The 24,855-nt window shown below is 60.0% G+C and carries 30 protein-coding genes; 10 read left to right on the forward strand and 20 right to left on the reverse strand.

The annotated features are described in order from the left end of the window. Positions 1–2 precede the first annotated feature (2 nt). Together parE and BUB72_RS03215 are read right to left on the reverse strand one after the other, a co-directional pair. Positions 3–1,955 carry a DNA topoisomerase IV subunit B gene (gene parE / locus BUB72_RS03210; RefSeq protein ID WP_073140599.1) on the reverse strand — a complete coding sequence of 651 codons (1,953 nt, stop codon included), beginning with the start codon at positions 1,953–1,955 and terminating at the stop codon, positions 3–5. An 83-nt stretch (positions 1,956–2,038) separates the two neighbouring features. After that, the gene (locus tag BUB72_RS03215; protein WP_073140601.1) at positions 2,039–2,314 is read right to left on the reverse strand and encodes a Flp family type IVb pilin; all 276 of its coding nucleotides are present in this window, start codon (positions 2,312–2,314) and stop codon (positions 2,039–2,041) included. Between the two features lie 278 nt (positions 2,315–2,592). Here BUB72_RS03215 and BUB72_RS03220 point away from each other — a divergent pair, with 278 nt between their 5' ends. Next, positions 2,593–3,465 (forward strand): DUF3626 domain-containing protein, encoded by an 873-nt coding sequence (locus tag BUB72_RS03220; protein WP_217653838.1) that lies wholly within the window; start codon positions 2,593–2,595, stop codon positions 3,463–3,465. 169 nt (positions 3,466–3,634) lie between these two features. Next, positions 3,635–4,984 (forward strand): MATE family efflux transporter, encoded by a 1,350-nt coding sequence (locus BUB72_RS03225; protein ID WP_073140604.1) that lies wholly within the window; start codon positions 3,635–3,637, stop codon positions 4,982–4,984. Positions 4,985–5,025: 41 nt separating this feature from the next. On the opposite strand, the gene BUB72_RS03230 is transcribed toward BUB72_RS03225, so the two are convergent. From BUB72_RS03230 to BUB72_RS03240, 3 genes are all read right to left on the reverse strand, one after another. Then, a complete protein-coding gene (locus tag BUB72_RS03230; protein ID WP_073140607.1) occupies positions 5,026–5,814 on the reverse strand; it encodes a CAP domain-containing protein in 789 nt (262 codons plus the stop codon). Between the two features lie 221 nt (positions 5,815–6,035). Beyond that, positions 6,036–6,440, reverse strand: coding sequence for a hypothetical protein (locus BUB72_RS03235; protein ID WP_073140610.1), 405 nt, complete (start codon positions 6,438–6,440; stop codon positions 6,036–6,038). Between the two features lie 71 nt (positions 6,441–6,511). Next, positions 6,512–7,018 carry a DUF6404 family protein gene (locus tag BUB72_RS03240; RefSeq protein WP_073140613.1) on the reverse strand — a complete coding sequence of 169 codons (507 nt, stop codon included), beginning with the start codon at positions 7,016–7,018 and terminating at the stop codon, positions 6,512–6,514. 51 nt (positions 7,019–7,069) lie between these two features. Here BUB72_RS03240 and BUB72_RS18760 point away from each other — a divergent pair, with 51 nt between their 5' ends. Continuing rightward, a complete protein-coding gene (locus BUB72_RS18760; RefSeq protein WP_073140617.1) occupies positions 7,070–7,435 on the forward strand; it encodes a hypothetical protein in 366 nt (121 codons plus the stop codon). Beyond that, positions 7,432–8,022: a DedA family protein gene (locus BUB72_RS03250; RefSeq protein ID WP_073140620.1), complete on the forward strand. Its 591-nt coding sequence runs from the start codon at positions 7,432–7,434 to the stop codon at positions 8,020–8,022. Before BUB72_RS18760 ends, BUB72_RS03250 begins: the two co-directional genes overlap by 4 nt. Before the next feature lie 217 nt (positions 8,023–8,239). Here BUB72_RS03250 and BUB72_RS03255 read toward each other — a convergent pair whose 3' ends face one another. The 3 genes from BUB72_RS03255 to BUB72_RS03265 form a co-directional block, all read right to left on the reverse strand. Beyond that, a complete protein-coding gene (locus BUB72_RS03255) occupies positions 8,240–9,343 on the reverse strand; it encodes a sensor histidine kinase (RefSeq protein ID WP_073140623.1) in 1,104 nt (367 codons plus the stop codon). After that, a complete protein-coding gene (locus BUB72_RS03260; RefSeq protein ID WP_217653839.1) occupies positions 9,343–10,188 on the reverse strand; it encodes an alpha/beta fold hydrolase in 846 nt (281 codons plus the stop codon). Before BUB72_RS03260 ends, BUB72_RS03255 begins: the two co-directional genes overlap by 1 nt. Positions 10,189–10,341: 153 nt before the next feature. After that, a complete protein-coding gene (locus tag BUB72_RS03265) occupies positions 10,342–11,544 on the reverse strand; it encodes a pyridoxal phosphate-dependent aminotransferase (protein ID WP_073140631.1) in 1,203 nt (400 codons plus the stop codon). Positions 11,545–11,636: 92 nt separating this feature from the next. Between BUB72_RS03265 and BUB72_RS03270 the strand changes: the two genes are divergently transcribed. The 3 genes from BUB72_RS03270 (at position 11,637) to BUB72_RS03280 (ending at position 12,886) form a co-directional block, all read left to right on the forward strand. Continuing rightward, positions 11,637–12,029, forward strand: coding sequence for a helix-turn-helix domain-containing protein (locus BUB72_RS03270; RefSeq protein ID WP_073140635.1), 393 nt, complete (start codon positions 11,637–11,639; stop codon positions 12,027–12,029). Further along, complete coding sequence (locus tag BUB72_RS03275) at positions 12,026–12,304, forward strand: succinate dehydrogenase assembly factor 2 (protein ID WP_073140638.1); 279 nt, start codon at positions 12,026–12,028, stop codon at positions 12,302–12,304. Before BUB72_RS03270 ends, BUB72_RS03275 begins: the two co-directional genes overlap by 4 nt. Before the next feature lie 84 nt (positions 12,305–12,388). After that, the gene (locus BUB72_RS03280) at positions 12,389–12,886 is read left to right on the forward strand and encodes a MarR family winged helix-turn-helix transcriptional regulator (RefSeq protein WP_073140641.1); all 498 of its coding nucleotides are present in this window, start codon (positions 12,389–12,391) and stop codon (positions 12,884–12,886) included. A gap of 7 nt (positions 12,887–12,893) precedes the next feature. Here the strand turns inward: BUB72_RS03280 and ccmD are convergent, their stop codons facing one another. The 4 genes from ccmD to ccmA form a co-directional block, all read right to left on the reverse strand. Continuing rightward, the gene (gene ccmD, locus BUB72_RS03285) at positions 12,894–13,055 is read right to left on the reverse strand and encodes a heme exporter protein CcmD (protein WP_425435145.1); all 162 of its coding nucleotides are present in this window, start codon (positions 13,053–13,055) and stop codon (positions 12,894–12,896) included. A 24-nt stretch (positions 13,056–13,079) separates the two neighbouring features. Continuing rightward, a complete protein-coding gene (locus BUB72_RS03290; RefSeq protein WP_073140648.1) occupies positions 13,080–13,808 on the reverse strand; it encodes a heme ABC transporter permease in 729 nt (242 codons plus the stop codon). A 75-nt stretch (positions 13,809–13,883) separates the two neighbouring features. After that, positions 13,884–14,540, reverse strand: coding sequence for a heme exporter protein CcmB (gene ccmB, locus BUB72_RS03295; RefSeq protein ID WP_073140652.1), 657 nt, complete (start codon positions 14,538–14,540; stop codon positions 13,884–13,886). Beyond that, positions 14,537–15,166 carry a heme ABC exporter ATP-binding protein CcmA gene (gene ccmA / locus BUB72_RS03300; protein ID WP_073140656.1) on the reverse strand — a complete coding sequence of 210 codons (630 nt, stop codon included), beginning with the start codon at positions 15,164–15,166 and terminating at the stop codon, positions 14,537–14,539. Before ccmA ends, ccmB begins: the two co-directional genes overlap by 4 nt. Positions 15,167–15,330: 164 nt before the next feature. On the opposite strand from ccmA, the gene acnA reads away from it, so the two are divergent. From acnA to BUB72_RS03315, 3 genes are all read left to right on the forward strand, one after another. Continuing rightward, positions 15,331–18,099, forward strand: a complete 2,769-nt coding sequence (acnA, locus tag BUB72_RS03305; protein ID WP_073140659.1) for an aconitate hydratase AcnA — start codon at positions 15,331–15,333, stop codon at positions 18,097–18,099. A 101-nt stretch (positions 18,100–18,200) separates the two neighbouring features. After that, entirely contained in the window at positions 18,201–18,647 is a 447-nt protein-coding gene (locus BUB72_RS03310) for a methyltransferase family protein (protein WP_073140663.1), read from the forward strand. Between the two features lie 85 nt (positions 18,648–18,732). Further along, positions 18,733–19,437, forward strand: a complete 705-nt coding sequence (locus BUB72_RS03315) for a DUF1223 domain-containing protein (RefSeq protein ID WP_073140667.1) — start codon at positions 18,733–18,735, stop codon at positions 19,435–19,437. Here the strand turns inward: BUB72_RS03315 and BUB72_RS03320 are convergent. From BUB72_RS03320 to BUB72_RS03355, 8 genes are read right to left on the reverse strand one after another with little or no spacing between them, the layout of a single operon-like run. Continuing rightward, the gene (locus BUB72_RS03320) at positions 19,389–20,336 is read right to left on the reverse strand and encodes a lysophospholipid acyltransferase family protein (protein WP_073140670.1); all 948 of its coding nucleotides are present in this window, start codon (positions 20,334–20,336) and stop codon (positions 19,389–19,391) included. The two genes, BUB72_RS03315 and BUB72_RS03320, sit on opposite strands and share 49 nt — an antisense overlap. Positions 20,337–20,339: 3 nt before the next feature. Further along, the gene (locus tag BUB72_RS03325; protein WP_083588551.1) at positions 20,340–21,203 is read right to left on the reverse strand and encodes a DMT family transporter; all 864 of its coding nucleotides are present in this window, start codon (positions 21,201–21,203) and stop codon (positions 20,340–20,342) included. Continuing rightward, entirely contained in the window at positions 21,203–21,844 is a 642-nt protein-coding gene (gene nthA, locus BUB72_RS03330) for a nitrile hydratase subunit alpha (protein WP_073140674.1), read from the reverse strand. Before nthA ends, BUB72_RS03325 begins: the two co-directional genes overlap by 1 nt. After that, positions 21,834–22,112 (reverse strand): SH3-like domain-containing protein, encoded by a 279-nt coding sequence (locus tag BUB72_RS19155; RefSeq protein ID WP_073140677.1) that lies wholly within the window; start codon positions 22,110–22,112, stop codon positions 21,834–21,836. Before BUB72_RS19155 ends, nthA begins: the two co-directional genes overlap by 11 nt. Continuing rightward, positions 22,109–22,441, reverse strand: coding sequence for an SH3-like domain-containing protein (locus BUB72_RS19160; RefSeq protein ID WP_073140680.1), 333 nt, complete (start codon positions 22,439–22,441; stop codon positions 22,109–22,111). Before BUB72_RS19160 ends, BUB72_RS19155 begins: the two co-directional genes overlap by 4 nt. 3 nt (positions 22,442–22,444) lie before the next feature. Continuing rightward, positions 22,445–22,855: a protein tyrosine phosphatase family protein gene (locus tag BUB72_RS03345; RefSeq protein WP_073140684.1), complete on the reverse strand. Its 411-nt coding sequence runs from the start codon at positions 22,853–22,855 to the stop codon at positions 22,445–22,447. 32 nt (positions 22,856–22,887) lie between these two features. Continuing rightward, on the reverse strand, positions 22,888–23,595 hold the full coding sequence (locus BUB72_RS03350; RefSeq protein WP_073140687.1) for a dienelactone hydrolase family protein: 708 nt from the start codon (positions 23,593–23,595) through the stop codon (positions 22,888–22,890). Further along, positions 23,595–24,815, reverse strand: a complete 1,221-nt coding sequence (locus BUB72_RS03355; RefSeq protein ID WP_073140699.1) for an acyl-CoA dehydrogenase family protein — start codon at positions 24,813–24,815, stop codon at positions 23,595–23,597. Before BUB72_RS03355 ends, BUB72_RS03350 begins: the two co-directional genes overlap by 1 nt. Between the last annotated feature and the right edge of the window lie 40 nt (positions 24,816–24,855).

Here is a 24,855-nt window from a genome sequence, read left to right on the forward strand (position 1 = left end):
ACTCAAACGTCCACATCCTCAACAAACTTCGCGTTTTGCTGGATATACTCGAACCGCAGTTCCGGTTTTTTGCCCATGAGGCGCTCGACCAGGTCGGAGGTTTCGCCCGGCTCGTCTTCTTGCACGGTCACGCGGATGAGGACGCGGGAGGCGGGGTCCATTGTGGTTTCTTTCAAGTCCTTCGCGTCCATTTCGCCCAGACCTTTGAAGCGCTGCACGTCGATTTTTCCCTTGCCGCCCAAGCCCTTGGCCATAGCGGCTTCCTTCGCGACATCATCGGCGACGTAGAGCCGTTTGGGGCCTTGGGTCAGACGATAGAGCGGCGGGCAGGCGAGGTAGAGGTGGCCTTGGTCGATCAGCGGGCGCATCTGGATGAAGAAGAAGGTCATCAGCAGCGACGCGATATGCGCGCCGTCGACATCCGCATCGGTCATGATGATGATCTTGTCGTAGCGCAAATCCTCGACGTTGAACTTGGTGCCCATGCCGACGCCCAAAGCCTCGCATAGATCGTTAATCTCTGAGTTCGAGTGCAGCTTGCCGGACGCGGCCCCCAGCACGTTGAGGATTTTACCCTTGAGCGGCAGCAGCGCCTGCGTGACGCGGTTGCGCGCGCCCTTGGCGGAACCGCCAGCGCTGTCGCCCTCGACAATGAACAACTCGGTGCCTGCGCGGGTTTTACTGGTGCAATCGGTCAGCTTTCCGGGCAAGCGCAGCTTCTTGGTGGCGGATTTACGGGAGGTCTCTTTTTCCTGCTTGCGGCGCAGGCGTTCCTCGGCCCTGAGCACGAGGAAATCGAGGATGGCGCCTGCGGATTTGGTGTCGGAGGCGAGCCAGTTGTCGAAGTGGTCGCGCACGGCCCCTTCGGTCATTTTGGCGGCGGCCTCGGTGGACAGGCGGTCCTTGGTTTGGCCCACGAACGCAGGCTCCGCGATGAAGCAAGACACCAGCGCGCAGCCGCCGGAGATCAGGTCGTCGCGGGTGATCTGCGCGGCCTTTTTGTTGTTGGTCAGCTCGCCATACGCCTTGATGCCCTTGAGGATCGCGGCCCAGAAGCCTTGCACGTGGGTGCCGCCTTCGGGGGTCGGCACGGTGTTACAGTAGCTTTGGATGAAGCCGTCGCGGGCTGGGGTCCAGTTGATGGCCCACTCGACCTTGCCCGCGGCGTTGAACTTTTCGTTGAAGTCGACGGTGCCGGCGAAGGCGGTGTCGGCATAGGTGGTGGCCTTGCCGAGCGTTTCGGTGAGGTAGTCGGAGAGGCCGCCGGGGAAGTGGAAGGTGGCGGTGGCGGGGGTCTCGCCGTCGTCGATCTCGGTTTTCCAGCGGATTTCCACACCTGAGAACAGGTAGGCCTTGGAGCGGATGGACTTGAACAGGCGGGCGGGCTTGAAGCGGTGAGAGCCGAAGATTTCGGCGTCCGCGTGGAAGGTGACCGTGGTGCCGCGGCGGTTCTGGGTGGGGCCTTTTTTCTCGATAGGTCCAAGGGGAATGCCGCGCGAGAAGCGTTGCTCGAACAGCTCTTTGTTGCGGGCGACCTGCACGACCATGCTGTCGGAGAGCGCGTTGACCACGGATGCGCCGACGCCGTGCAGGCCGCCAGAGGTCTGATAGGCCTTGCCGGAGAACTTGCCGCCTGCGTGGAGTGTGCAGAGGATGACTTCGAGGGCGGATTTGTCGGGGAACTTGGGGTGCGGATCAATCGGGATGCCGCGGCCGTTGTCGGAGATGGTGACGGAGTAGTCGGCGTTCAGCGTGACCTCGATCCGGTTGGCGTGACCGGCGACGGCCTCGTCCATGGAGTTGTCGAGGACTTCGGCCACCAGATGGTGCAGCGCGCGCTCGTCGGTGCCGCCGATATACATGCCGGGGCGTTTGCGGACGGGCTCCAGCCCTTCCAGCACCTCGATGGAGGAGGCGTTGTAGTCATCTGGCCCGCTGGAAAGAAGGTCGCTCATACCGCTGCTCGTTTTTGTTGGTTTGAGCGTGATTATGGCAGAGCGGCGTGGCGGGGGGAAGGGCGGTTTCGCGCCCTTGTCCGTTACAGTTTGCTACAGCGGTTCTTGATGCGCTTCATCCGCTTGGCGTAGTCGTCGCCATTGTCGTTTGTCCACATCTTGCCCTGAATTTTCATGCAGCGTTTGATGTCGGTGGAGGCGTTTTCCATCCCTGTGTTGACGGTTGTGGCCACGGCCATAGCGATACCCGCGATTGCGGCGGTCAGGAGGACCCAATCGACGACCACCGCGCCGGAGGTGTCGCGCAAAAAGCGCGCGAGTGCGCCGCGTCGGTGGGCCGGAATAGAGTCGAGTGTCATTCTATGCTCGCTTTCGTGACTGGTTACGCCGCCGAGAGGGCGGATGGTTCAACTTTGGTTAAAATGACGGGTGATTGCATCCTCAGCTTGGCGGAATTCTGGCTTAGTTGCGGCGTTTGGAGGGGGCGGGCAGGAGCCATGACGCGGGATATTCCCAGCCGGAAAGGGTCGCTTTGGCGGCATGACGAAAGCTGTCGCCCTCGCGCGGGGTAGGTCGGCTTGGAGCCCTTATTGACCGATGCTGCACAAAGGACGAATGTCAGCTTCAGAAAAATTTGATGAACGAGATGGTCATGCCTCAAACTGAACTGCCGTCGTTTGCGATTATTGAGCACGCGATGCACCACGTTCGTAACAAGTCCAGCGGACTACCTATCGCCAGAGATTGCGCAATTACCATAAATTTTCATCCTGACGTCCTTCATGGTGATGAGCTTGTGATTGAGGCCCTTGCTCGAGATGGCGCTTACCGTTCCCAATTCGAAACTGGGATTAGCAATGGCGCGATGTCGGTTCACCAAGATAGTGGTCGATTGCTTTGGGAAAGCCGTATCTTCGGCGGAGCCTACGATTCCGCTGAAGCCAAGGCCCGCCCGAAATATGGGGCTTTGAACAATCAGCAGATAGCTGTTGGTGGTTCACCAAGGTTCGGTTCGGCGCATTTACGTCTTCGCCCCGATGTTTTAGATCGCGCAACATTTTGTTATCCCGACAGCCACCTTGATCCACAGCACTTCGGTGTAGCCGACAAAATGGGGCTTCTTGAGGCTGTCCGGCCAGTCGATGAACCGCTTGATCATTACGTGGAAGCCCAAATTCACGGTGCAATAGACCTTTCGGATGATGTCAGTGCCATCGTGCTTGATCCAAGCTTTCGCAACTCCGCTGTCGAAAGACATGCGCATAATCTCGGTTGTCCCGTGGAATGGCATCCCGGTTTTTCTATGCCAGAATCGAAACTTGCTTATTGTGGTGCTTACAGGGGGGAGCGAATTGCTGAGCTTGCCGCATCCCTCTTTGATGGACCGAATTTGACGCCCGCATGCATTGCGAAGGCTCGAAAAAGTAGACTTGCCGACCTGCAAGATTTGAAGCGGGTTTGGCATTGTGTCGCACGATTTGGATCACCTGTAAGTTTTCAATTCCCGTGACAATGTACATTGATTGGATACAAATCCCAACATGAGCGGATGTCTAGATCAGAACTATCAACGGCCGCTTAGTCCGCACACTCAGCATCATAGCGTGGTCGCTTGATGGCGCGCTCGGGCCACGCCAAGAGCATTGCCCCCGCGCGGTCTTGCTTCTAAGGCTGGACGGATGACATTTCCTCAACATATGCGCGCCGTTCTGGTGCTGGGCCTGCCGCTGGTGGGCAGCCATCTGGCCCAGTTTGCCGTGCATATGGTCGATACGATCATGCTGGGCTGGTATGACGTGACCGCGCTGGCGGCGAGCGTGCTGGCGACATCGTTCTTCTTCGTGGTGTTCATCATGGGGGCGGGCTTCTCCTTTGCCGTGATGCCGATGGTGGCAGAGGCTGCCGCATCGGAGAACGGCACCCGTATCCGCCGCGTCACCCGTATGGGGCTTTGGTTGTCGGTGCTTTACGCGCTGGCGTTCCTGCCGTTGATGATCTGGTCGGACCCGCTGTTGCGGGCCTTGGGGCAGGACCCCGAACTGTCCACGCTGTCGCAGGACTACCTGAGGATTGCAGGGTTCGGGTTGTTTCCGGCCCTGCTGGTCATGGTGATCAAGAGCTACCTTGCCGCATTGGAGCGCACCGGCGTTGTTCTGTGGGTCACCATTATGGCCGTGTTCTTGAACGTGCTGGTGAATTACGCGCTGATTTTCGGCAATCTGGGGATGCCGGAATTGGGGCTGCGTGGAGCGGCGATTGCCTCGGTGATTTCGCAGGTGGTGACGCTGGCTGTGCTGGGCGTCTACGTGGTGCGCGGATCGGCGACGCGGGAGCATGTGTTGTTCCAGCGCATCTGGCGACCTGACCCCGAAGCCTTTCGCGAAGTGTTTCGCTTGGGCTGGCCCATCGGGCTGACCAATTTGGCGGAGAGCGGGATGTTCTCGGCCTCGGCCCTGATCATCGGCTTGATTGGCACCTTGCCTTTGGCGGCCCATGGCATTGCGCTGCAAATCACCGCCGCGACCTTCATGATCCATGTGGGACTGAGCCAAGCGGCCACGGTGCGCGCGGGGCGCGCGATGGGGCGCAGGGATTGGGACGGGCTGGCCTTAGGCGCACGCGCCGTGGTGATACTGTCGATGGGGGCCGTGGTCTTGGCAACCATCGCCTTCCTGACGGTGCCGGAGTTGTTGATGACAGGTTTCCTTGACCCCGACAGCCCCGACCGCACCGCCATTCTGACCATTGGTGCCAGCTTGCTTGCCGTTGCGGCACTATTCCAACTGGTCGACGCGGGGCAGGTGATGGCGCTGGGCTTGTTGCGCGGCATTCAAGACACCCGCTGGCCGATGTATGCGGCGGCACTGAGCTATTGGGGCTTGGGCATTCCCGCGAGTTACGTGCTGGGCGTGAGTTTGGGCTATGGCGGCGTCGGCGTCTGGCTTGGCTTGGTGATCGGGTTGATGTTTGCGGCGGGCGCGCTGTGGTGGCGCTTTGCGCGGCGGTATGCCGAACTGAAGACCGCCTAGCGGGAAGGGGCAGCCGCTGGTCTACGCCTGCCCCCGATGATCTAGATAAAGTCGAAGCTGAAGTCGAAGGTGTCGAGCATGGTTTGCGCACCGCCGATATCGAAAGCGGCCATGTCGAGCCAGTTCGCAGCAGGTGTGCCTGCAAGTTCTGTGCTTGGCTGTGTGATCGTTTCATCCGCCCAGTTGCCTGCATCAGGATTGCAGTCGAAGGCGAACTGGAAGAAATCCCCGTTCTCGAGGATGGCGAGCAGCTCGTCGAGGTTGAAGCCGCCGGAGGGGGCGGTGGGAGGTTCGGGCGCTGGGTCAGGTGTGGGTTCTGGCGTTGGCGCAGGGGTCGGCTCTGGGGCGGGCGCGGTGCCTGTGTCCAGATCAACCTCGCCTTGTGTGGAGCCGAAGTTCTGCGTCACGATCACCGAATTATATTCGCCGCTGCCGTAGTCAAAGTCGCCGACATCAATCCCGATGCCGATATAGTCAAGGTCGGGGTCCAGCAGATTGGCGCGGTGGCCGGGGCTGTCCATCAGGTTTTCATGCAGCTGGGCCACGTCGTCCTCGAAGCCGGGGTCGCCGCGCTCGGACTGGATGGCGATGTTTTCCGCCGTCTGCCAGCTTCCGTCGAGATCGAAGCCCGCAGCTTCTATGCGCCCGGTGGCGGTCGAGCCGCCCGCGCCGGTATGCGAGAACATGTCAGCCTCCAGCATCCATTCGGAATGCGCATCGGCAGAGGCGTTCAGGTTTTGCTCCAGTTGCAAAGTGTCGAGGCCGCGGGACGTGCGCTCGTCGTTGATCAGGTCAAGCATGTAGCGCTCGAGATCTGTGGCAATTGCCATGGTGTGTCTCCTTGAGTTGCGATCTGCCTCGAGCGAGGGCATGACGCAGGACGGAGCGCTGGGGAACGGGTTGGTGCGCGGCGCGGCGTTTTGAGCCAATCCTTGCGATCAAAGGCGGGCCCCGCCAGCGGCGACTGGCCGACGCAATAGCACGCAGTCCGGCACGGCGGTGGATTGCCGAAGCGGGCATGCGACATACGGGATTTTTGCGGGAAGGGCGGCTAGTCGTCCTTCAGCAGCCGGTCGGCTTTCTTGCGGACCAGCACCGTGCGCAGGTCGTGCATCGCCAGCAGCAGCGCGTCGGTAACCTCGTCCAGCTGGTCCTCCTCGGCGCGGGTTTGCGCCCAGTGGGTGGTCAGGTTGAGATAGTCGATGGCGCGGTAGATATCGTCGATTTCGCGGGTGGCGAGGACGGTTGTCCGCTCGTCCATCCAGTCTTCGATGACCTCGAGTTCCTCGGCGCTGATTTCGTGGTCGCCATGGGGCTTGATCTGGCCTTTGCGGATATTGACCACGGCGATTTCGGACATCTCGATGCGCCGCTGGCGGTTCTCGGTGTCCACCCGAAACACGGTGGCCCCGTTCTCACGAACGCGAAAATAAAACTCTGGAAGCTCGGCTGACATATGCTCGGTTTGACCCGTTTTGTTGGTTTGGGCGACGCTAGCACAGGGTAGGGCATTGAGGAAACAGGGATTTACGCGGCGAATCCTCCCTTTGGCGCGCGATGCAGGTCCACCCAATCCGACAAGTTGTAGCGGCGTCGGCAGTGCTTGTAATACAAGGCCATAAACAGCCCGAAGAACATCCCCGCGATCACCGATGAGACAAGCATGACGCCCATGGGCAGGTTTTGTGGGCCCCAAGTGGTGACGTACATGATGAGACCCCAGAATGCGCCGAAAAACACGCCTTGGCCCAAGGCCGCCCGCCAGAACGGAAGGTAATGAGGCAAGCGCGGGTGCAGACCCACGCTGCGCATGACCCAAACATAGGGCGGCTGGGCGTTGGAGCGCCAGATGCCGGCGACCTCAAGCTCTGAGAGGGCGGCGTCGAAACGGGTTTCGTAGTCGGACATGGGGGCCTCCGCTTTGGTTTGGGAGATATCTTGCGACGGTGATAGCCGCAGGACAAGCAACGGCGACACCTGACCGGCAGCATCAGCGAAGTTTGGCCGCAAGGACGGCACTGGAAGTTTGTCCAAGGCTCTGCTTTGCTGGCGCTGACAAAAACTTCCAGAGGAGCGACGCGGGCGATGGGTAAGGATCAGGCTGAATCGGACCACGGAGCGAAGTTTCTGCGTTACGCCTTGATCGGGGTGCTATGTATCGCGCTGGCCTTCATCGGGGTGTACGGCTTTCGCGCGGTCGCGTCTTTTATCTACTGGCAAGACGAGGCCAATCAGTTTCAGCCCATAGATGGATGGATGTCGCCGCGCTATGTCGTGCGCTCGTGGCAAGTGCCGCCGCAAGTTGTCTCGGATGCGCTGGGCGACAGGATCGAGGGCGGGACGCCGCGCACCTCACTGGAAGAAATCGCCAAAGCGCGGGGCGTCGACGTCGAGGAGATCATCGCGATCTTGGAGGCGGCTATTGCAGCGCATCAGGCCAAGCATCCATGACCGAATTTTTCTTCGAACTTGTGGCCAGATGGGGCTTGGTGATCGTTGCCTTGTCGGCTTATTTTTCCTGCCTCGCCGTGCCTGTCCCGACCTCGGCGGTGATGCTGGCGGGGGGCGCATTTGCCGCTGCGGGCGATCTGGTGCTGTGGCAGGTGATTTCGGTCGCCTATGTGTCGGCCTTGGCGGGGGACCAGACGGGGTTCCAGCTGGGCCGGTTGGGCGGCGGCTGGCTGACCAAGCGGCTGGTGTCAAAGCCCAAAAGATCAGCGCTTTATGCGCGCGCGCAGCATGCTGTCGGCAAATGGGGTGGCGTGGCAGTATTCTTCAGCACGTGGGCCGTGGCCCCTTTGGGGCCGTGGGTGAATTTCGCCGCGGGGGCTGCCGGATACGGGCGGTTGTCGTTTACCATTCTCGATGCGTTGGGCGAGGCCATCTGGGTTAGCGCCTATGTGGCGCTCGGGTATGCGTTCGGATCAAATCTGGAAGCCTTGGCGACACTGTTAGCTGATTGGGGCGGCTTGCTGACAGCGGTGGTCGTGGCTGCTTTGGCGGCGATTGCGCTGGTGCAATTGGGGAGGAAGCGGTGAGGGGGTTTAGACACGCCGCGAACGAGAGGCCCGAAGGCGCAAGCCGTCCGTCGGCGCATGTCAAAGGCCGGCTTCGCGGGACAAAGCATACCTTGATCCAGCGCGTCTTAACCTAAGTTTTCCGGGCGGTAGTTGGTCAACAGAGTTCACCAACTACAGGCAGCACGTCTTGCCGCATGTGGATGGCAGAGCCGTAATGCAGGGGGCCTGAATACGCCTATCCCTGCGGGATCCGAAGCGTGAATATTGTATGGCTGTCGGTTGATTGAACATCCAGACTTCCATCATGCGCTTTGGCTATTTCGGACGCAATGTGGAGACCCAGCCCCAAGCCCATTTGATCGCCATGATTGTCGCTTCTTACAAACGGATCAAACAACCGCTCCATCGCTGAGGGCGGGATAGGCGGGCCAAAGTTCTTAACGCTCAACTCAAAAAAGTTATCAGCCGATTTTCTGGCAACAACATGGATCGGTCGTTTCGGGTCGCCGTGGGTAATCGCGTTGCCGAGTAGATTTGATAACAGTTGGCCAAGACGTGGCACATCGCATTTCACGTCATCGGCATTGCCAAGATCGAGTAACACGTCCCGGTCCGGATGCACGGAACGCAGTTCGGCGACGACCTGTTCGATCTCATTTTCCAGTGCCGACCCCTCTGATAGCGTCAGATTGATACCACCCCCCAAGCGGTTACGAGCAAAGTCCATGATATTGTCGATCAGGAGTGACATTCGCTGAATGCTGCCTCTGGTCAATGTAACGATGCGCTTGTTTTTATCGCTCAGCGTTTCCCGCGAGAGAATGTTCATTGCAGACGAGATTGAGGCCAAAGGGTTCCGGAGATCGTGACCAAGTATCGCGATGAATTGCTCACGAAGCTCTCCTTCACGTTGCGACGATGAGAGCTGGGTTTCCGCTTCGACCTTAGCTTTGGCGAGGTCCCGCTCGAACGCGCGCCTGGCGTCTGCCAACAAGAAAACAAAAGTTGTAACACTGCTTTCTCCGGAGCCGCTAACCGCCGCACTAAGCAGGACAGGCGTTTTCGTGCCCTCGCTATTCACAAGATCAAGGCTTGCTCCATCGACTTGGCCTGAGAGGGATAGGAGCGGTACGATACTGGTTTCAAAAACTATCCGGCTGGCCTTGGAAAACAGCTGCGTCAAAGGCGTCCCGCACAAATCAGAAGAAGATAAACCCAACCAGAGCCCCAACCTCTCATTCGCCACGAGGACGGCTCCGAGATGATCAGTTTTGAGCAAGCCGCAAGGTGCGCTTGACTGCATCAACGCCTCGTCAGAAAGCACTCCAGTATCGGACATTACACAAAATCGCGAATTGCGGCGATGACTTCTTCGGGCGCAGTCAGATTGGGACAGTGGCCGGAGGCATTCAGCATAACGAGTTGGCTTCCCGGAATTTTGTCACGCACATACGCTCCCACGCGCTCGGAGGCGATAATATCATTCCGGCACTGAAGAATAAGTGTTCTTGCGGTGACGTTCGGCAAATCATCGCGGTTGTCGGATGTGAATGTGGCACGGGCAAATCCGGTCGCAATATCGGGGTCGAGCTTGCAAATACTCTGGGCCAATTCCTCGCCGTGCTCGGGTTGGTCGGGGTTTCCGACGATCATCGGGGCCATTGATGCAGACCACGCAAGCGGGTTTTCCTCTAGAGAGGCAAGAAGGTCATCGATGTCATCCGCGCTGAAGCCACCTTCGTAATCGGCATCGTCGACATAGCGCGGAGAGGGGCCAACCAAGATTAACGTTGAAAAAATGTCGGGTCTTGCGACGTTTGAAAGCGCGCCAATCATTGCACTGACGGAGTGTCCAACAAAGATTCCATCCTGGATGTCGAGTTCCTCAGCTATTTCAACCACGTCTGCGGCGTAGCCATTCAGGGTTGCGTACTTTGCGGGATCGTAAGCTTTGCTGTCAGAGCCTCCGGCCCCAATGTGATCGAACGTAACAACTGTGAACCTGTCTTCGAAATGCGGAGCCACGTGCCGCCACATAGATTGATCACATCCAAAACCATGGGCAAACACCAGCGAGCGAGCACCTGAGCCCGAGGTTTTTACGTTGTGCCGTTCGAGCGCACTCATGATCTTTCCAGTCTTCGCCAAAACACATTGGCGACATATATAAAGGATGCCGTTCACTTTCCAAGTGCGGTGTTCTTTTGGCAAACTGTTGAGCCAATTTGCTTTTGCTTAAGCAATCATTTGAACCAAGCGCAGTGTCATGCAATTTTGGGCCCAAAGTCGACCTTCCAGCCGGAGATGAGACCGCGCCGGGCGCGGTCTCTGGCTTGGCTACTTAAGCGCCGCGCAGAAGGTCTGGATGCGGGTGCAAGCCTCTTTGAGGTTCTCGTCCGAGGTCGCGTAGCTGACGCGGAAGTTGGGGGAGAGACCAAAGGCGGCCCCGAAGACGACGGCGACTCCGTGCTCCTCCAGAAGGGCCGTGGCGAAGGTTTCGTCATCCTCGATCTTGGTGCCTGCGGCGGTGGTCTTGCCGATACAGCCCGCGATGGACGGGTACACGTAAAACGCGCCTTCCGGCGTCGGGCAGGCGATGCCTTCGGCGGCGTTGAGCATCTCCACCACCATATTGCGGCGGCGCACGAATTTCTCGTTGTTTGGTGCGAGGAAGTCCTGCGTGCCGTTCAATGCCTCGACCGCCGCCCATTGACTGATAGAGCAGGGGTTGGAGGTGGATTGGGACTGCACCTTGCGCATCGCCCCGATCAGCTTTTCTGGACCAGCGGCATAGCCGATGCGCCAGCCTGTCATCGCGTAGGCCTTGGAGACCCCGTTGACGGTTAGCGTGCGGTCATACAGGGCGGGCTCTACCTGCGCGGGGGTGCAAAACTTGAAGTCGTCATAGGCGAGGTGTTCATACATGTCGTCCGACATCACCCAAACATGAGGGTGGCGCATCAGCACGTCGGTCAGCTCTTTCAGCTCGTCCCACGAATAGCCCGCGCCGGTGGGGTTGGAGGGCGAGTTGAAGATCAGCCACTTGGTCTTGTCGGTGATCGCAGCTTCAAGCTGGTCGGCGGTGAGCTTGAAGTTGGTTTGCAGCGACGCTTCCGCAATGACCGGCGTGCCGCCCGCCAGCAGCACCATATCGGGGTAGCTGACCCAGTAGGGGGCGGGGATTACGACCTCGTCGCCCTCGTTCAAGGTGGCCATCAGCGCATTATAAAGGATCTGCTTGCCTCCGGTGCCGACAGAGACCTGCGAAGGCGTGTAGTCCAGCCCGTTGTCGCGCTTGAACTTGGCGCAGATCGCCTCTTTCAGCTCTTGGATGCCGTCGGGGGCCGTGTATTTGGTCTTGCCTGCATGGATCGCGGCGATGGCGGCGTCCTTGATATTGTCTGGCGTGTCGAAATCCGGCTCGCCCGCACCAAGGCCGATCACGTCCTTGCCGGCGCGTTTCAGCTCTGCGGCTTTCTGGGTCACGGCGATGGTCGGTGACGGTTTTACGCGGGAAAGGGTCTCGGAAAGGAAGGACATGTGACGCCTCGTCAGGTTGAACAATGGACAAGAGGGTCTTACGGATAGGCCCAAGCGCAATCAAGCGATAACGCCTTTTCTAGGAGTTCAAAATGGACGACCAAGACACCTATTTCAGCAACGAGAACGCCACATTCGGGGATCGGGTCGCCGCCGCGCGCGAAGCACAGGGGCTGACGCAGGAAGACTTTGCCAAGAAGCTGGGCGTGAAGCTGAAGACGGTTCGCGGCTGGGAAGACGACGTGGACGAACCGCGCGCGAACCGATTGTCGATGATGTCGGGGATGATGAATGTCTCCATGCGCTGGCTGTTGACCGGCGAGGGCGATGGTCTGGATGCCCCTGTCGGCGAGGTGGAAGTACCCGGTGACGTCAAGGACATCTTGCTGGATATTCGCCGGACCAAAGCAGAGTTCGCGCGGCTGGCGGATCATCTGGGACGGCTGGAAAAACGGCTGGGGAAACTGCTCAGGACACCGGAATGAAAGAGCTAGGACCGGACGGCGAGCCACGGGAGACGAAGCTGCGGCGACTGAAGCTGCGGTCCATGCGGCGCGGGATCAAGGAGATGGATTTGATCCTTGGCGGCTTTGCCACCCACGGGTTGGACGGGCTGTCAGATGACGATCTGGCGCTTTATGACGAGATGCTGAGCGAGAGCGATCATGACATGTACCAATGGGCCTCGGGGCAGGCGGCGGCTCCGGAGCGCTTCGCCGGGCTGATTGCGCAAGCGGTTAAGGGATCGAAGACCTTTTAGCGAAGATTTTCGCGCATTTAACCGTTTATTGGTGATTCTCCGACTATTCCGGCTGTGCGAGCACCCGCAGTCGGAGAACAAATTATGAGTATGCACAACCCCGTTGCCAGCCCACAGGCTCGCATGTTTATGACCGGATATCTGGAAAGCCTTGCTTTGGTGGAGCGGTTGCACCGGCTTCTGCTGGACGTGATCAAGGACGAGTTTGAACGGTTGGGCGTCCTCGACATCAACTCCGTTCAGGCGTTGCTCCTATTCAATATCGGCGAGAACGAAGTGACCGCGGGGGAGTTGAAATCGCGCGGCTACTATCAGGGATCGAACGTGTCCTACAACCTCAAGAAGCTGGTGGAGATGGGCTATATGCACCATCAGCGCTGCGAGATTGACCGGCGGTCGGTGCGTGTGCGCCTGACAGAAAAGGGCCGCGAGGTACGCCAGCATGTGACCGATCTGTTCGAGCGGCACGCGATTGGTCTGGAGGAAAACGGCATCCTCGGCAATGACGGGATTGATACCATCAATCATTCGCTGCACCGGATGGAGCGGTATTGGTCAGACCAGATCAGGTATATCTACTGAGATGAAATCAACGGGATTTCGCAGCATTGCGGCGTGCCTCGATCTCGGCGAGGCGGGCACGCGCGCGGCGCGATTGCCAGACAGACAGCGCGACAAGGCCGATCAGGATTGCGATGGAGATGGCATAGGCGGACAGCACGGTGTCGGCGTATTTTCCAAGATCGGGCATGATGCGTCCTTTAGAGGGCTGCGGTTAGCTAAGACGTTCGCGCGCGACCAGGGCGCCGGCGCGGCGGATGCGGATTTCGGTGCGCGTGCGCAGGAGGACGAGCGCAAGGAATAGCAGCACGAAACCCGCGATGGCGACAAGCAGCGGCAGGTAGAAGACGTCGGCGACGTTCTCCTCCTTGTCCAGCGACAGGGACGCGCCTTGGTGCAAGCCTTGGTTCCAGAAATTGACCGCGTAGCGGGATAGCAACGCGAAGACGGAGCCGACGAGGCAGAGGACCGAGGTGAGGTCGGCGGCGGTGTCGGGATTCTCGATCGCCGCCCAAAGCGCCATATAGCCAAGGTAGAACAGGAACAGGATCAGGAACGAGGTCAGGCGCGGGTCCCATGCCCAGTATGTGCCCCACATCGGCTGGCCCCAGATCGCGCCAGTGATCAGCGCGATGAGTGTCATGGTCAGACCGATAGGGGCGGCAGCCTTGGCCGCGAGGGCGGAAACGTGGTGGCGACGGACCAGCCAGATCAGCGAGGTGACAAGCATCATCAGCCACGCATTGATCGCCATCAGGGCGCTGGGCACGTGTAGGTAGATGATCTTGACGGTGGAGCCTTGGCGGTAATCGTCCGGGGTAAAGAAGAACCCCCAGATCAGGCCAATGACCAGACACAGCAAAGACAACACAGCCACCGTTGGCAACAGCTTGCCAGATGTCTGCATGAAGCGGGTCGGATTTGCGTATTCCCAGATCGACATGGGCTACTGTTATGGGATGCTTTCGCGCGGGGCAATGGGATTTGCGACGGGCCAAATGTCACATTCGCGCGCGCTCTAGCGCAGGTTCATCCGAAGGGCGGCGGCGGAGGCGAAGGGCAGCAGCGCAGCGCAGCCTGCAGTGATGGCTGCGAGAAACAGCAAGGCCGTGCTGGCAGGCAGGCCTTCCGCGCCTCGGCGCACAGCCTCGGCCCCGAAAATCAACGTTGGCATGTAGAGCGGCAGGACCAGGAGGGACACCAGCAACCCGCCGCGTTTCAGGCCGACTGTCAGGGCCGCGCCGAAGGTGCCGAGCATGGAAAGGGCGGGGGTGCCGATGGCGAGAGAGGCCACCAGCCAGAAGGTTGCGCCGCTTGGCATGCTAAGCAGTACGCCAAGGAATGGGGCGGCAAGTGTCAGGGGCAATCCTGTGGTGAGCCAGTGGGAGAGGGCCTTGAGCGTTGCGGCGGCCTCCAACGGGAGGGGTGCTGTGGCGAGCAGGTCGAGCGTTCCATCCTCGTAGTCGAGCTGGAAAATGCGGTCGAGCGACAGCAGACAGGACAACAGCGCGCCAACCCACAGGATGCCGGGGGCGATGCGCGACAGGATGTCGGCATTTGGCCCGACGCCGAAGGGGACCAGCACCACAAGGATCAGGAAAAACGCAAGACCAAGGCCGAAGCCGCCACCTGCGCGGATGGCGAGTTTCAAGTCTCGGCGAAGGAGGGCGATCATAAAAACGCCTCGTCCAGAAAGGGGTCATCCGACGGGGCGTCTTGCAAGACTGCGCGATAGGGCGAGAGGTCGATCGTGCGCGCGGAGGGCAAGCCGAGGTCGATATGGGTGGCTAAGATGGCGGAGCCGCCTGCTGCCAGATGCGCGGTGATGGCGGCGGCGAAGCGGGCGACGTTTTCAGCGTCGAGCGAGACGGTGGGCTCATCCAGCGCCCAGATTGCGCGACCGGTGAGCATCAGGCGCGACAGCGACAAGCGACGTTTTTGACCTGCGGAGAGGTCTTGCGCGCGGCGCGTGAGCAGGCTTTCCAGATCGAAGGTTTCAACGGCGGGGTTGATATCGCGGGTGCCGAAGATGTCGGCCCAGAATTGCAGGTTCTCTTCGACACTTAATTGCGCCTTCAAACCGTCCGCGTGGGCGGCGTAGGCGACATCCTCGGTCGAGAAGCTCAGCTTGCCAGAGACGGGCGGTGTCAGACCTGCCAAGCAGCGCAGCAAGGTGGTCTTGCCCGCACCATTGGGTGCGCGCAGAATAAGCGCCTCACCCGCGGCGACCTCGAAAGTTACGCCAGTGAGCACTGTCACCTCGCCACGTCGGCAGGCCAGATTTTCGACACCAAATTTCATCGAAACACGCCTAGCGCATCGGCTGCGTGGCGAAAACAGGTAAAAATGTATGCAATAGTATACAAAAAGTGGTAGAAGGACGTTATGCCCCCTTGATCGCCTGAAAAACTTGGGGCATGACCGCTCCAGAATTCACTTTCCATATCAAAACGGGAGTCCCAGCTATGCCTATCGTCGTCGGACAAGACACCGCCAAGACCCGCCGCAGCTTAAGTGCCGGTGGCAAAACCTTCGCCTATTATTCGATCAAGGCGGCTGAAGAAGCTGGCTTGGGCGACTTCTCCAAACTGCCCGCAGCGTTGAAAGTGGTGTTGGAAAACATGCTGCGGTTTGAGGACGGCAAAACGGTTCATGTCGATGACATCAAGGCGTTCTCGGACTGGGCCAAGCAAGGCGGCAAGAACCCCAAGGAAATCGCATATCGCCCCGCCCGTATCCTGCTGCAAGACTTCACCGGCGTGCCTGCCGTGGTTGATCTGGCCGCGATGCGTGACGGGTTGAAAAACCTTGGGGGCGATCCTGAGAAGATTAACCCGCTGAACCCGGTTGATCTGGTCATTGACCACTCGGTCATGATTGACGAGTTTGGCAATGCGCGCGCGTTCCAGATGAACGTCGACCGCGAATACGAGCGCAACATGGAGCGCTATACCTTCCTGAAATGGGGCCAGTCCGCGTTTAACAACTTCCGCGTTGTGCCGCCCGGCACCGGTATTTGTCACCAGGTGAACCTTGAGTATCTGTCCAAGACCGTTTGGTCCGACAAGGACCAAAGCGGCGAGATGGTGGCCTATCCCGATACGCTGGTCGGCACCGACTCTCACACCACCATGGTTAACGGCGCTGCTGTTCTGGGCTGGGGTGTTGGCGGCATTGAGGCCGAGGCCGCGATGCTGGGCCAGCCGATTTCCATGCTGATCCCTGAAGTTGTGGGCTTCGAGCTGACGGGGGCCATGGTCGAAGGCACCACCGGCACTGACCTTGTGCTGAAAGTCGTTGAAATGCTGCGCGAAAAGGGTGTGGTTGGTAAGTTTGTAGAATTCTACGGCAAGGGCCTCGACAATCTGCCGCTGGCGGACCGTGCGACGATCGCCAACATGGCACCGGAATACGGCGCGACCTGTGGCTTCTTCCCGATTGATGACGAGACGCTGCGCTACCTCACCAATACCGGCCGCGAGGAAGAGACCATCGCGCTGGTTGAAGCCTACGCCAAAGAGAACGGCTTCTGGCGCGGTGCGGATTACGCGCCGATCTACACCGACACGCTGAGCCTTGATATGAGCACTATCGTGCCAGCGATTTCCGGCCCGAAACGTCCACAGGACTACATCGCGCTTGATCAAGCGGCAAAAGCATTCGGCGAATACATCAAAGGACAGCGCCCCGAGAAAAGCGCGCCGACGGACGAGAAGAAAGAATGGACGGGCGAGGGCGGACAACCGGCACCTGCGCACATCCCAGGTGATGTGGGTCACCACAAATCCTACGCCGTTAAAGGTCAGGATTACCGCCTGCATGACGGCTCCATCGTGATTGCGTCGATTACATCGTGCACCAACACCTCGAACCCTTATGTGATGATCGGGGCAGGGCTTGTGGCACGCAAGGCGCGTGCGCTGGGTCTGACGCGCAAGCCTTGGGTGAAAACCTCGCTGGCGCCGGGCTCTCAGGTGGTTTCGGCCTATCTGGAAGCCGCAAACCTGCAAGAGGATCTGGATGCCATCGGCTTCAACCTTGTGGGCTACGGCTGCACTACCTGTATCGGCAACTCCGGCCCCATCGCACCGGAACTGTCCGAAGCCGTCAACGAGGGCGACCTGATCGCAACGTCCGTATTGTCAGGCAACCGCAACTTCGAGGGGCGCATCAGCCCCGACGTGCGTGCGAACTACCTCGCCTCGCCGCCGCTGGTTGTGGCCTATGCACTGGCTGGCGACATGAATATCGACATCGCGAAGGACCCGCTGGGCCAAGACAAGGACGGCAATGACGTCTACCTGAAAGACATCTGGCCAACCTCCAAGGAAGTCGCGGATCTGGTCGAGCAAACCGTCACCCGCGAAGCGTTCCGCGAAAAATATGCCGATGTGTTCAAGGGTGACGAAAAATGGCAGGGCGTGGAGACAACCGACAGCCTGACCTATGACTGGCCTGCGACATCCACTTATGTGCAGAACCCGCCATACTTCCAGGATATGTCGGCAGAGCCGGGCGTGATCACGGACGTGAAGGGGGCCAAAGTTCTGGCCGTTCTGGGCGACATGATCACGACCGACCACATCTCCCCGGCGGGCTCGTTTGCGCAAAGCAGCCCTGCGGGTCAGTATCTGATCGAGCGTCAGGTTGCCCCGCGCGAGTTCAACTCTTACGGCTCGCGCCGTGGTAACCACGAGATCATGATGCGCGGCACGTTCGCCAACATCCGCATCAAGAACGAGATGCTGGACGGCGTCGAAGGTGGCTACACCAAAGGGCCAGACGGCAAGCAAGCGTCGATCTTTGACGCGGCGATGGCGTATCAAGAGCAAGGCACACCGCTGGTTATCTTCGGGGGCGAGCAATACGGCGCTGGTTCCTCGCGTGACTGGGCTGCCAAAGGCACCGCGCTTCTGGGTGTTAAGGCTGTGATCGCGGAAAGCTTCGAGCGTATTCACCGCTCCAACCTTGTTGGTATGGGGGTGATCCCGTTCGAGTTTACCGGCGGCGACACTCGCAAATCTCTGGATCTAACTGGCGACGAGACTGTGAACATCACTGGCCTTGAAGGCGATTTGAAGCCGCTATCCGACGTGCCTTGCGAAATCACCATGGCCGATGGCACGGTGAAAAACATCACGCTGAAATGCCGGATCGATACCGCAATCGAGAAGGAATACATCGAGCATGGTGGTGTTCTGCACTACGTGCTGCGTGACTTGGCTGTGTCCTAAGCATCTGAGTTGAAAATTCGGCCCGTCGCGAGACCGTCGCGGCGGGCCTTTTTTATGCGGCAAGGGTTTCTTCCGAGCGGCGCTGGAGGCAGTATCAACGCATGAAGAATTTCCCCGACCTACCACCGATTTGGCTGTTATTGTTTATGGGGGTGAACTGGCTGGCCGCGCGCTTTTTGCCATGGCGCGTGGATGCTCCCTTGCTTGACGTTGTGAGTTGGGGCGGGATCGCCATCGGACTGGTGTTGATCGCGTGGTCGGCGGTTTGGTTCTGGCTGCGCAAGACCACAATCGAGCCACATCACACGCCCCAAAACCTGATCGTTGAGGGGCCGTACCAACTGTCGCGCAACCCGATCTATGTGGGCATGGCGATTATTCTGGCCGCCGCAGTCGTAGGGCGGGGGCAATTTTTGTGCCTGATCCTGATCCCGCTCTTCGTTGTCCTCATCAACAGGCGTTTTATTGTGCCGGAGGAAGCCTCCCTTCGCGCGGTGTTTGGGGCCGAGGCCGAAACTTATATGCAAGCCACACGGCGATGGCTCTGACGACGTGCTCGCAAAGGCTTGATTGGCGCGCGATGGAGTGACAGCCTAGATAAAGAGAAGTCGCACATGGAATTCCGAGATTGATATGATCAAACGCCTAACCGCCGCCGCACTTGCTTCTTTGACCCTAGCCAGCACCGCGCCAGCCCTAGCCGGCGGACCGGTGGTGGTGGAGCTGTTCACGTCGCAAGGCTGTTCGTCCTGCCCACCAGCTGACGCGATATTGGGCGAGTTGGCAGACCGCGAAGACGTCATCGCGTTGAGCCTGCATGTGGATTATTGGGACTACCTTGGCTGGGTCGATGAATTTGCCGATCCCGCACACACGGCGCGACAGCGCGGCTACGCCCGCGCGGCCAAAAGCACGATGATCTACACGCCTCAGATGGTCATTGGTGGCACGGATCAGATCGTTGGCACGAAGGCCATGCAACTGGCCAAATTCATTGACCAGCACAAGAACGCACCGGATGTGGTTTCGTTGAAGCTAAGCCGTGATGGCTCTGGCGCTTTGCAAATTTCAGCCCAACGGACGGGTGATGTGCCAAGCGACATGCTGGTTCAAGTCGTGCGCTATATGCGCGAACGGGTTGTCAGTATTCGCTCCGGCGAGAACGCGGGCAAGGATGTGACCTACCATAATGTGGTGGAAAGCATGGTTTCGGTCGGTGGCTGGAACGGTGATGCCGACTTGAACATGCAGGCGGACGCGCCGGGGGATCATCCGGCGGTGGTTCTTATTCAGGACGGATCGTCCGGCCCCATCTTGGCTGCGGCGCGGGTCGACTGACGGACCTCTGCCTGCTCGGGCTTCCAGCGGCGGTGAATCCAGAACCACTGATCCATGTGTTGGCGCACCAAAGCCTCTAGCGAGTCGTTGAGGGCTTGTGTCATCTCGACGGGCGTCGAATGGGGGATGGGGGCTTCGCAGACGACCTCGAAATCCAGACCGTTCGGTTGGCGTATGCCGTAAACGGGAATGACCAAAGCGTTGTATTTCAATGCCAGATCTGCCGCGGACAAGGCCGTCGGGGCGGGCTTGCCGAAGAAGGTCAAATCCTCGCCGTCCCACATGTATTGGTCGACCAGAAAGCCTGCCATGCCACCGCCACGCAGGAATTTGATCAATCCTGCCAACCCCTGACGCCCGCGTGGAAAGACCGGCGTGCCGACCTTGCTGATGGCGGCGACGTAATGCGGGTTAAAAAACCCGTTGTTCATTTCACGGTAAAGCGCACCGACGTTGAACCCTGCTGCAATCAGCGCCGCGCGCGGGGCATCGTAATTGCCGAAATGGCCTGTGACGAGGACGACGGGTCGCCCGTCTGCATGCGCTTGGCGAAGTGCCGCCACACCTTCGCCCGTGAGGGGCGCGTGCTTGAAGCGGTCGGTGAAGCCTTTGCCGGAATATATCTCGATCAGTGTGCGGCCAGCATTGTCGGGAACAGCGCGGGCGAGGCGGTCGACCTCGGCTTGCGGCATGTCTGGGCAGACATAGGCGAGGTTCTCGCGCACCCGTTTGGAATAGCCCGCCAAGGGAGCCACGATGCGCGACACGATCCAGCCCGCCAGTGGCACCCGCCAGCGATAGGGCAAAGCGAGTGCGACGCCGATCACGCCACGAATGGCCAGATAGGAGACGAATTCGCCCACGCCGCGGCGCGCTGTTGCTGTGCTGCCTAATGCCATGTGTTAGCTGGTTTTAACCCGTGTTTCACGATGCCAGACATAAAGCCCGGCCCCGACGATAACAAGCGCCCCGATATAGACGGGGCCGTCGGGGTAGTTGTTGAAGAACACCACGCCCCAGACGCTGGAAAAGATCAGCGCCACATAGGTGAAGGGCGCAAGGAGCGACGCGGGGGCCATGGACAACGCGCGGATCAGCAGCAATTGCCCCATGGTGCCAAGAAGACCGACGCCGAGCATGTAGGGCAGATCGGAGGCCTCTAGCGGTTGCCAGAAGAACGGGACCATGACGCACAGAACAAGCGTGGCGACGGTTCCAGTGTAGAACAGCGAGGTCCACACGTCCTCACCGCGCCCGGCGTAGCGGGTGGCGAGCGCGTAGGTCGAATAGCAGATGACCCCGCCAAGGGTCAGCAACGCGTAGGGGGTGAAGGCGTCGGTGCCAGGGCGCAGCACGATCATGGCGCCTATCAGGGCCACGGCTGCCGCGACCGCGCGGCGAATGCCGAAGGTCTCGCCCAGAAAAACCGCAGCGCCGATCATGATGAGAATAGGCGCGGTTTGCATGAGGGCCGTGGTCTCGATCAGCGACATCTTCTTGAAGCCGAAGAAGAAAAATCCTGTGGTCCCAAGCAGCACGATAGCGCGAAAGACCTGTAGCCCAGGGCGTTGCGTGTGGACGACGGATCGCAGGCGCGGCGACACGATCAGCGTGACCAGCACCATTTGCACGGTGTAGCGCGCCCAGAGGGTTTGCACGGTGTCGACGCGGGTGGAGAGCGCCTTGGCGCAGACATCCATTAGGGTAAACATGAGGGTGGCCGCGATCATCAAGGCGATGCCGCGGGCGACGTTGTTTTCCGCCATCAGGGCGCTTTAGGCAGGCCGGTGCCGATCATGCTGTCGCGGGTGACGAGGTCGGCCAATTGTTCGGTGGTCATATCCTCGGTGCCATCGGGGCGTGCGGGCAGCACGATGTAGCGCATGTCGGCGGTGCTGTCGTGGACCCGCAGCGTGGTGTTTGCGGGCAAATCAACGCCAAACTCGCGCAAGACGGCTCGGGGTTCGCGCACCGCACGGGAGCGGTATTCGCGGGTTTTGTACCAGTCAGGCGGCAGGCCCAGCAGGTTGCGCGGGTAGCACGAGCACAGGGTGCAGACGATCAAGTTGTGGGTGTCGGCGGTATTCTCGACGGCGACCAGATGCATCGGGCCGATGTCGAACCCCATTTCGCGGGCGGCGTCGGAGCCGTTGTCCAGCAGGCGTGTCTTGAAGTCGGGATCAGTCCATGCGCGGGCCACCACTGCGGCCCCGTTCGCAGGGGAGCGATCGTCCATTGCGTCGATCTGCGCTTGGATTTGCGCGGGGGTCAGCTCGCCCTTTTCGACCATCAATTCGCGGATGGCGATTTCCATCGTCTGCCAATAGGTCAGCGCCCCGTCATTATCCTTGCGGTAAGGATGGCCGGAGGGGGACAGGTGGTCATGGTCGTGATGATCATGGGGCATCTTGGTCGATCCAGTGCTCGTAGATTTCGGCGTCCAGTGTGTCTTGCGGGGCTTCGGCGTCAGGCCAGATATGGCCCATCTCGAAGCGGACCCGATACAGTGTGCGCGTTGGGGCAGGGACCATGTAGGCCAGCTGTTCGGGGTTTTTGAACGGACCTAGAACACGCTCCACCACGCCGGTTTTGCCGCGCAGATAGTGCGGCGTGCGGATGTGGCCAAGCGGCGACATGGTTTTGATGCGGACCTTGGTGCCGGGCGACAGGGTCACGATTGCACCGCGCCATAGGTGTCGCCGCGGGCTTTGATCTCTTCCATCTTGGTGCCGAGTTCTTCGAGCGTGTAGACGCCGGCCTCGATCAGGTTCTGGTTGAGGGCAGCGACCCAGCGTTCGTAGTAGGTCATGCTCTCGAACGCTTGCTCACCCATGTCCTCCAGCGCGCGACGCAGACCGTCGACGGTGAAATGGCCGCGTTGCTGGCCAAGAATTACCAGCGCATCCACGCGCTTTTCCCAAATGGCGAAATCGTGACCATCCATCGGGACGGGGCCAGCGGCCTCGCCGCCCATGTCGTGCCAGCGATGTTGCGGATCATCCATGTGCTAGCCTTTCGCAAGTGCGTCGATCTGGGGACCAAGCTGCGGCATCGGGAAGCCTGCCTTGTCGAGCGCATCCAGAATATCGGCGGTGGGTTGTTTGCCCGCCTCCGCCAACGCCCAGACGATAGCGGAACGTGTGCCTGAGGCGCAATAAGCGAGCGCTTTGCCGTCCGCCTTCTGGGCCTCGACATTGTCCATGGTAAGTTGGCCCATGACGACGGGATTGTCGCAAAAGGTCAAGCCAGCGGCTAGTACAACCTCTTCGATCTCGTCGGGTTTATCGCCGGGCGCGCTTTCGGCCGAGGGGCGATTGCAGATGATGTGAGTGAAGCCTTCGGCCTTGATCGCCTCGATGTCCGAGATGTGAATTTGAGGTGTTACGGCGAAGTCGGGGGAGAGTGTGCGAATATCCATGGCTACCAGTTACTTCGGGTTGAGGCGCGCGTCTAGCTTTGTGCGAAGCGTTCTTCGAGGAAGGCTTGCAGTGCGGCGAAGGCGCGGTCGTTGGAGGACGCTGCAAAGGCCATGCCAGCCTCGGGGCTTTGCGCAGCCGGATTGGTGAAGGCGTGGCTGGTATGGCCGAAGGCCAGCATCTGCCAGTCGTCGCAATGCTCGGTGAGTTCTTTGGCAAGACCAACTGCCTGATCCGGCGTGGCGAGCGGGTCGTCCCAGCCATGCAGCACCAGAACAGACGTGTGCATCTTGGAGCAGCCCGAGGGCGGCGCGTCAAAGATGCCGTGGAACGGGACGACGCCTGCGAGTTTGGCACCGGAGCGGGCGAGATCCAGAACCGCCTTGCCGCCAAAGCAAAAACCAATGGCCGCAATGTTCGATTTGTCCGCGTCGGGTAGGGCGTGAGCGGTGTCCAGCGCGGCCTGCATCCGCACCAAGAGTGTCGCGCGGTCAGCTTGCAGGACATGCATCATCTCGGTGGCTTGCATCTCGTCGCGGGCGGTGCGGCCCTCGCCGTAATAGTCCACCGCGAAGCCTATGTAGCCCAAGGTTGCCAGCCAATCGGCCTTCCCTCGGGCGAAGTCATCCAAGCCGCCAAAAGCGGGTGTGACCATGACGACGGGGTGCGGTCCTGCACCTTTCGGGTAGGCGACATAGCCCACGCAGGTGGTGTCTTTGGCGGTGTAGCGAAGTTCGGGCATCAGACTTTCTCCTGCGTGTATTTGCGAAGCTCGGCGCGGGCCACTTGGCGACGGTGCACGGCATCGGGGCCGTCTGCGAGGCGCAGCGTGCGCAGATGCGCCCATTGGCGGGCAAGCGGCGTGTCTTGGGAAATACCTTGCGCGCCGAACATTTGCACGGCCTGATCGGTGATTTCCAGTGCGATGCGCGGGGCCTCAACCTTGATCTGGCTGATCCACGGGGCGGCGGCGCGGGCGTCGCCCTGATCCATCATCCACGCGGCTTTCAGGCAGAGCAGGCGGGCCTGCTCGATCTGCATACGGGCATTGGCGATGTAGTCGTAATTGCCACCAAGCTGGGCGAGGGGCTTGCCGAACGCCTCGCGCGATAGCGAGCGGCGGATCATCAGTTCCAGCGCCTTTTCGGCCATGCCGATGGCACGCATGCAGTGGTGGATGCGGCCGGGGCCAAGACGGCCTTGGGAAATCTCGAACCCGCGCCCTTCGCCCAGCAGCATGTTTTCGGCAGGCACACGGACATCAGTGAAGCGGATATGCATGTGGCCGTGCGGGGCCTCGTCGTCGCCGTAAACTTCCATCGCGCGGAGCTTCTCGATACCGGGCGCGTCGGATGGAACGACGATCATCGAATGTTGCGCATGTTTCGGCCCATCCCGAACTGTACGCACCATGACGATGTAGACAGCACAGCGTGGATCGCCCGCACCAGTGGCCCACCACTTGTCGCCGTTAAGGACGTAGTCGTCGCCGTCACGCACGCAGGACAGCGCAATGTTGGTCGCATCGGAGGAGGCAACATCGGGTTCGGTCATGAGGTAGGCGGAACGGATTTCACCAGCCAGCAAGGGAGCAAGCCATTGCTGCTTCATAGCGTCGGAGCCGTATTTCTCGAACACCTCCATGTTGCCAGTATCTGGCGCGTTGCAGTTGAAGGTTTCGGGGGCGAGGTGGGCCTTGCCCATTTCCTCGGCCAGATAGGCGTATTCGACGGTGGACAGCGCGTGGCCTGTGACGGGGGACCACAGGTTCCACAGGCCAGCGGACTTGGCCTTGGTTTTCAACCCTTCGATGATCTCGCTTTGGCGCGGGGTGAGGTCCCAGCGATCGCCGACCTCGACTTCAGCGAAATACTCGGCATCAAGAGGCGCGATGTCATCGCGTACCATTTCAATCACCGCGTCGCGGATGGGGCGCAGTCTGGCGCTGATCCCTAAATCCATAATGTGCCTCCTGAGATTTGTGCAGAGGGTCGGCGGCAGA

It is taken from the genome of Litoreibacter ascidiaceicola, assembly GCF_900129235.1.
Taxonomy (GTDB): domain Bacteria; phylum Pseudomonadota; class Alphaproteobacteria; order Rhodobacterales; family Rhodobacteraceae; genus Litoreibacter; species Litoreibacter ascidiaceicola.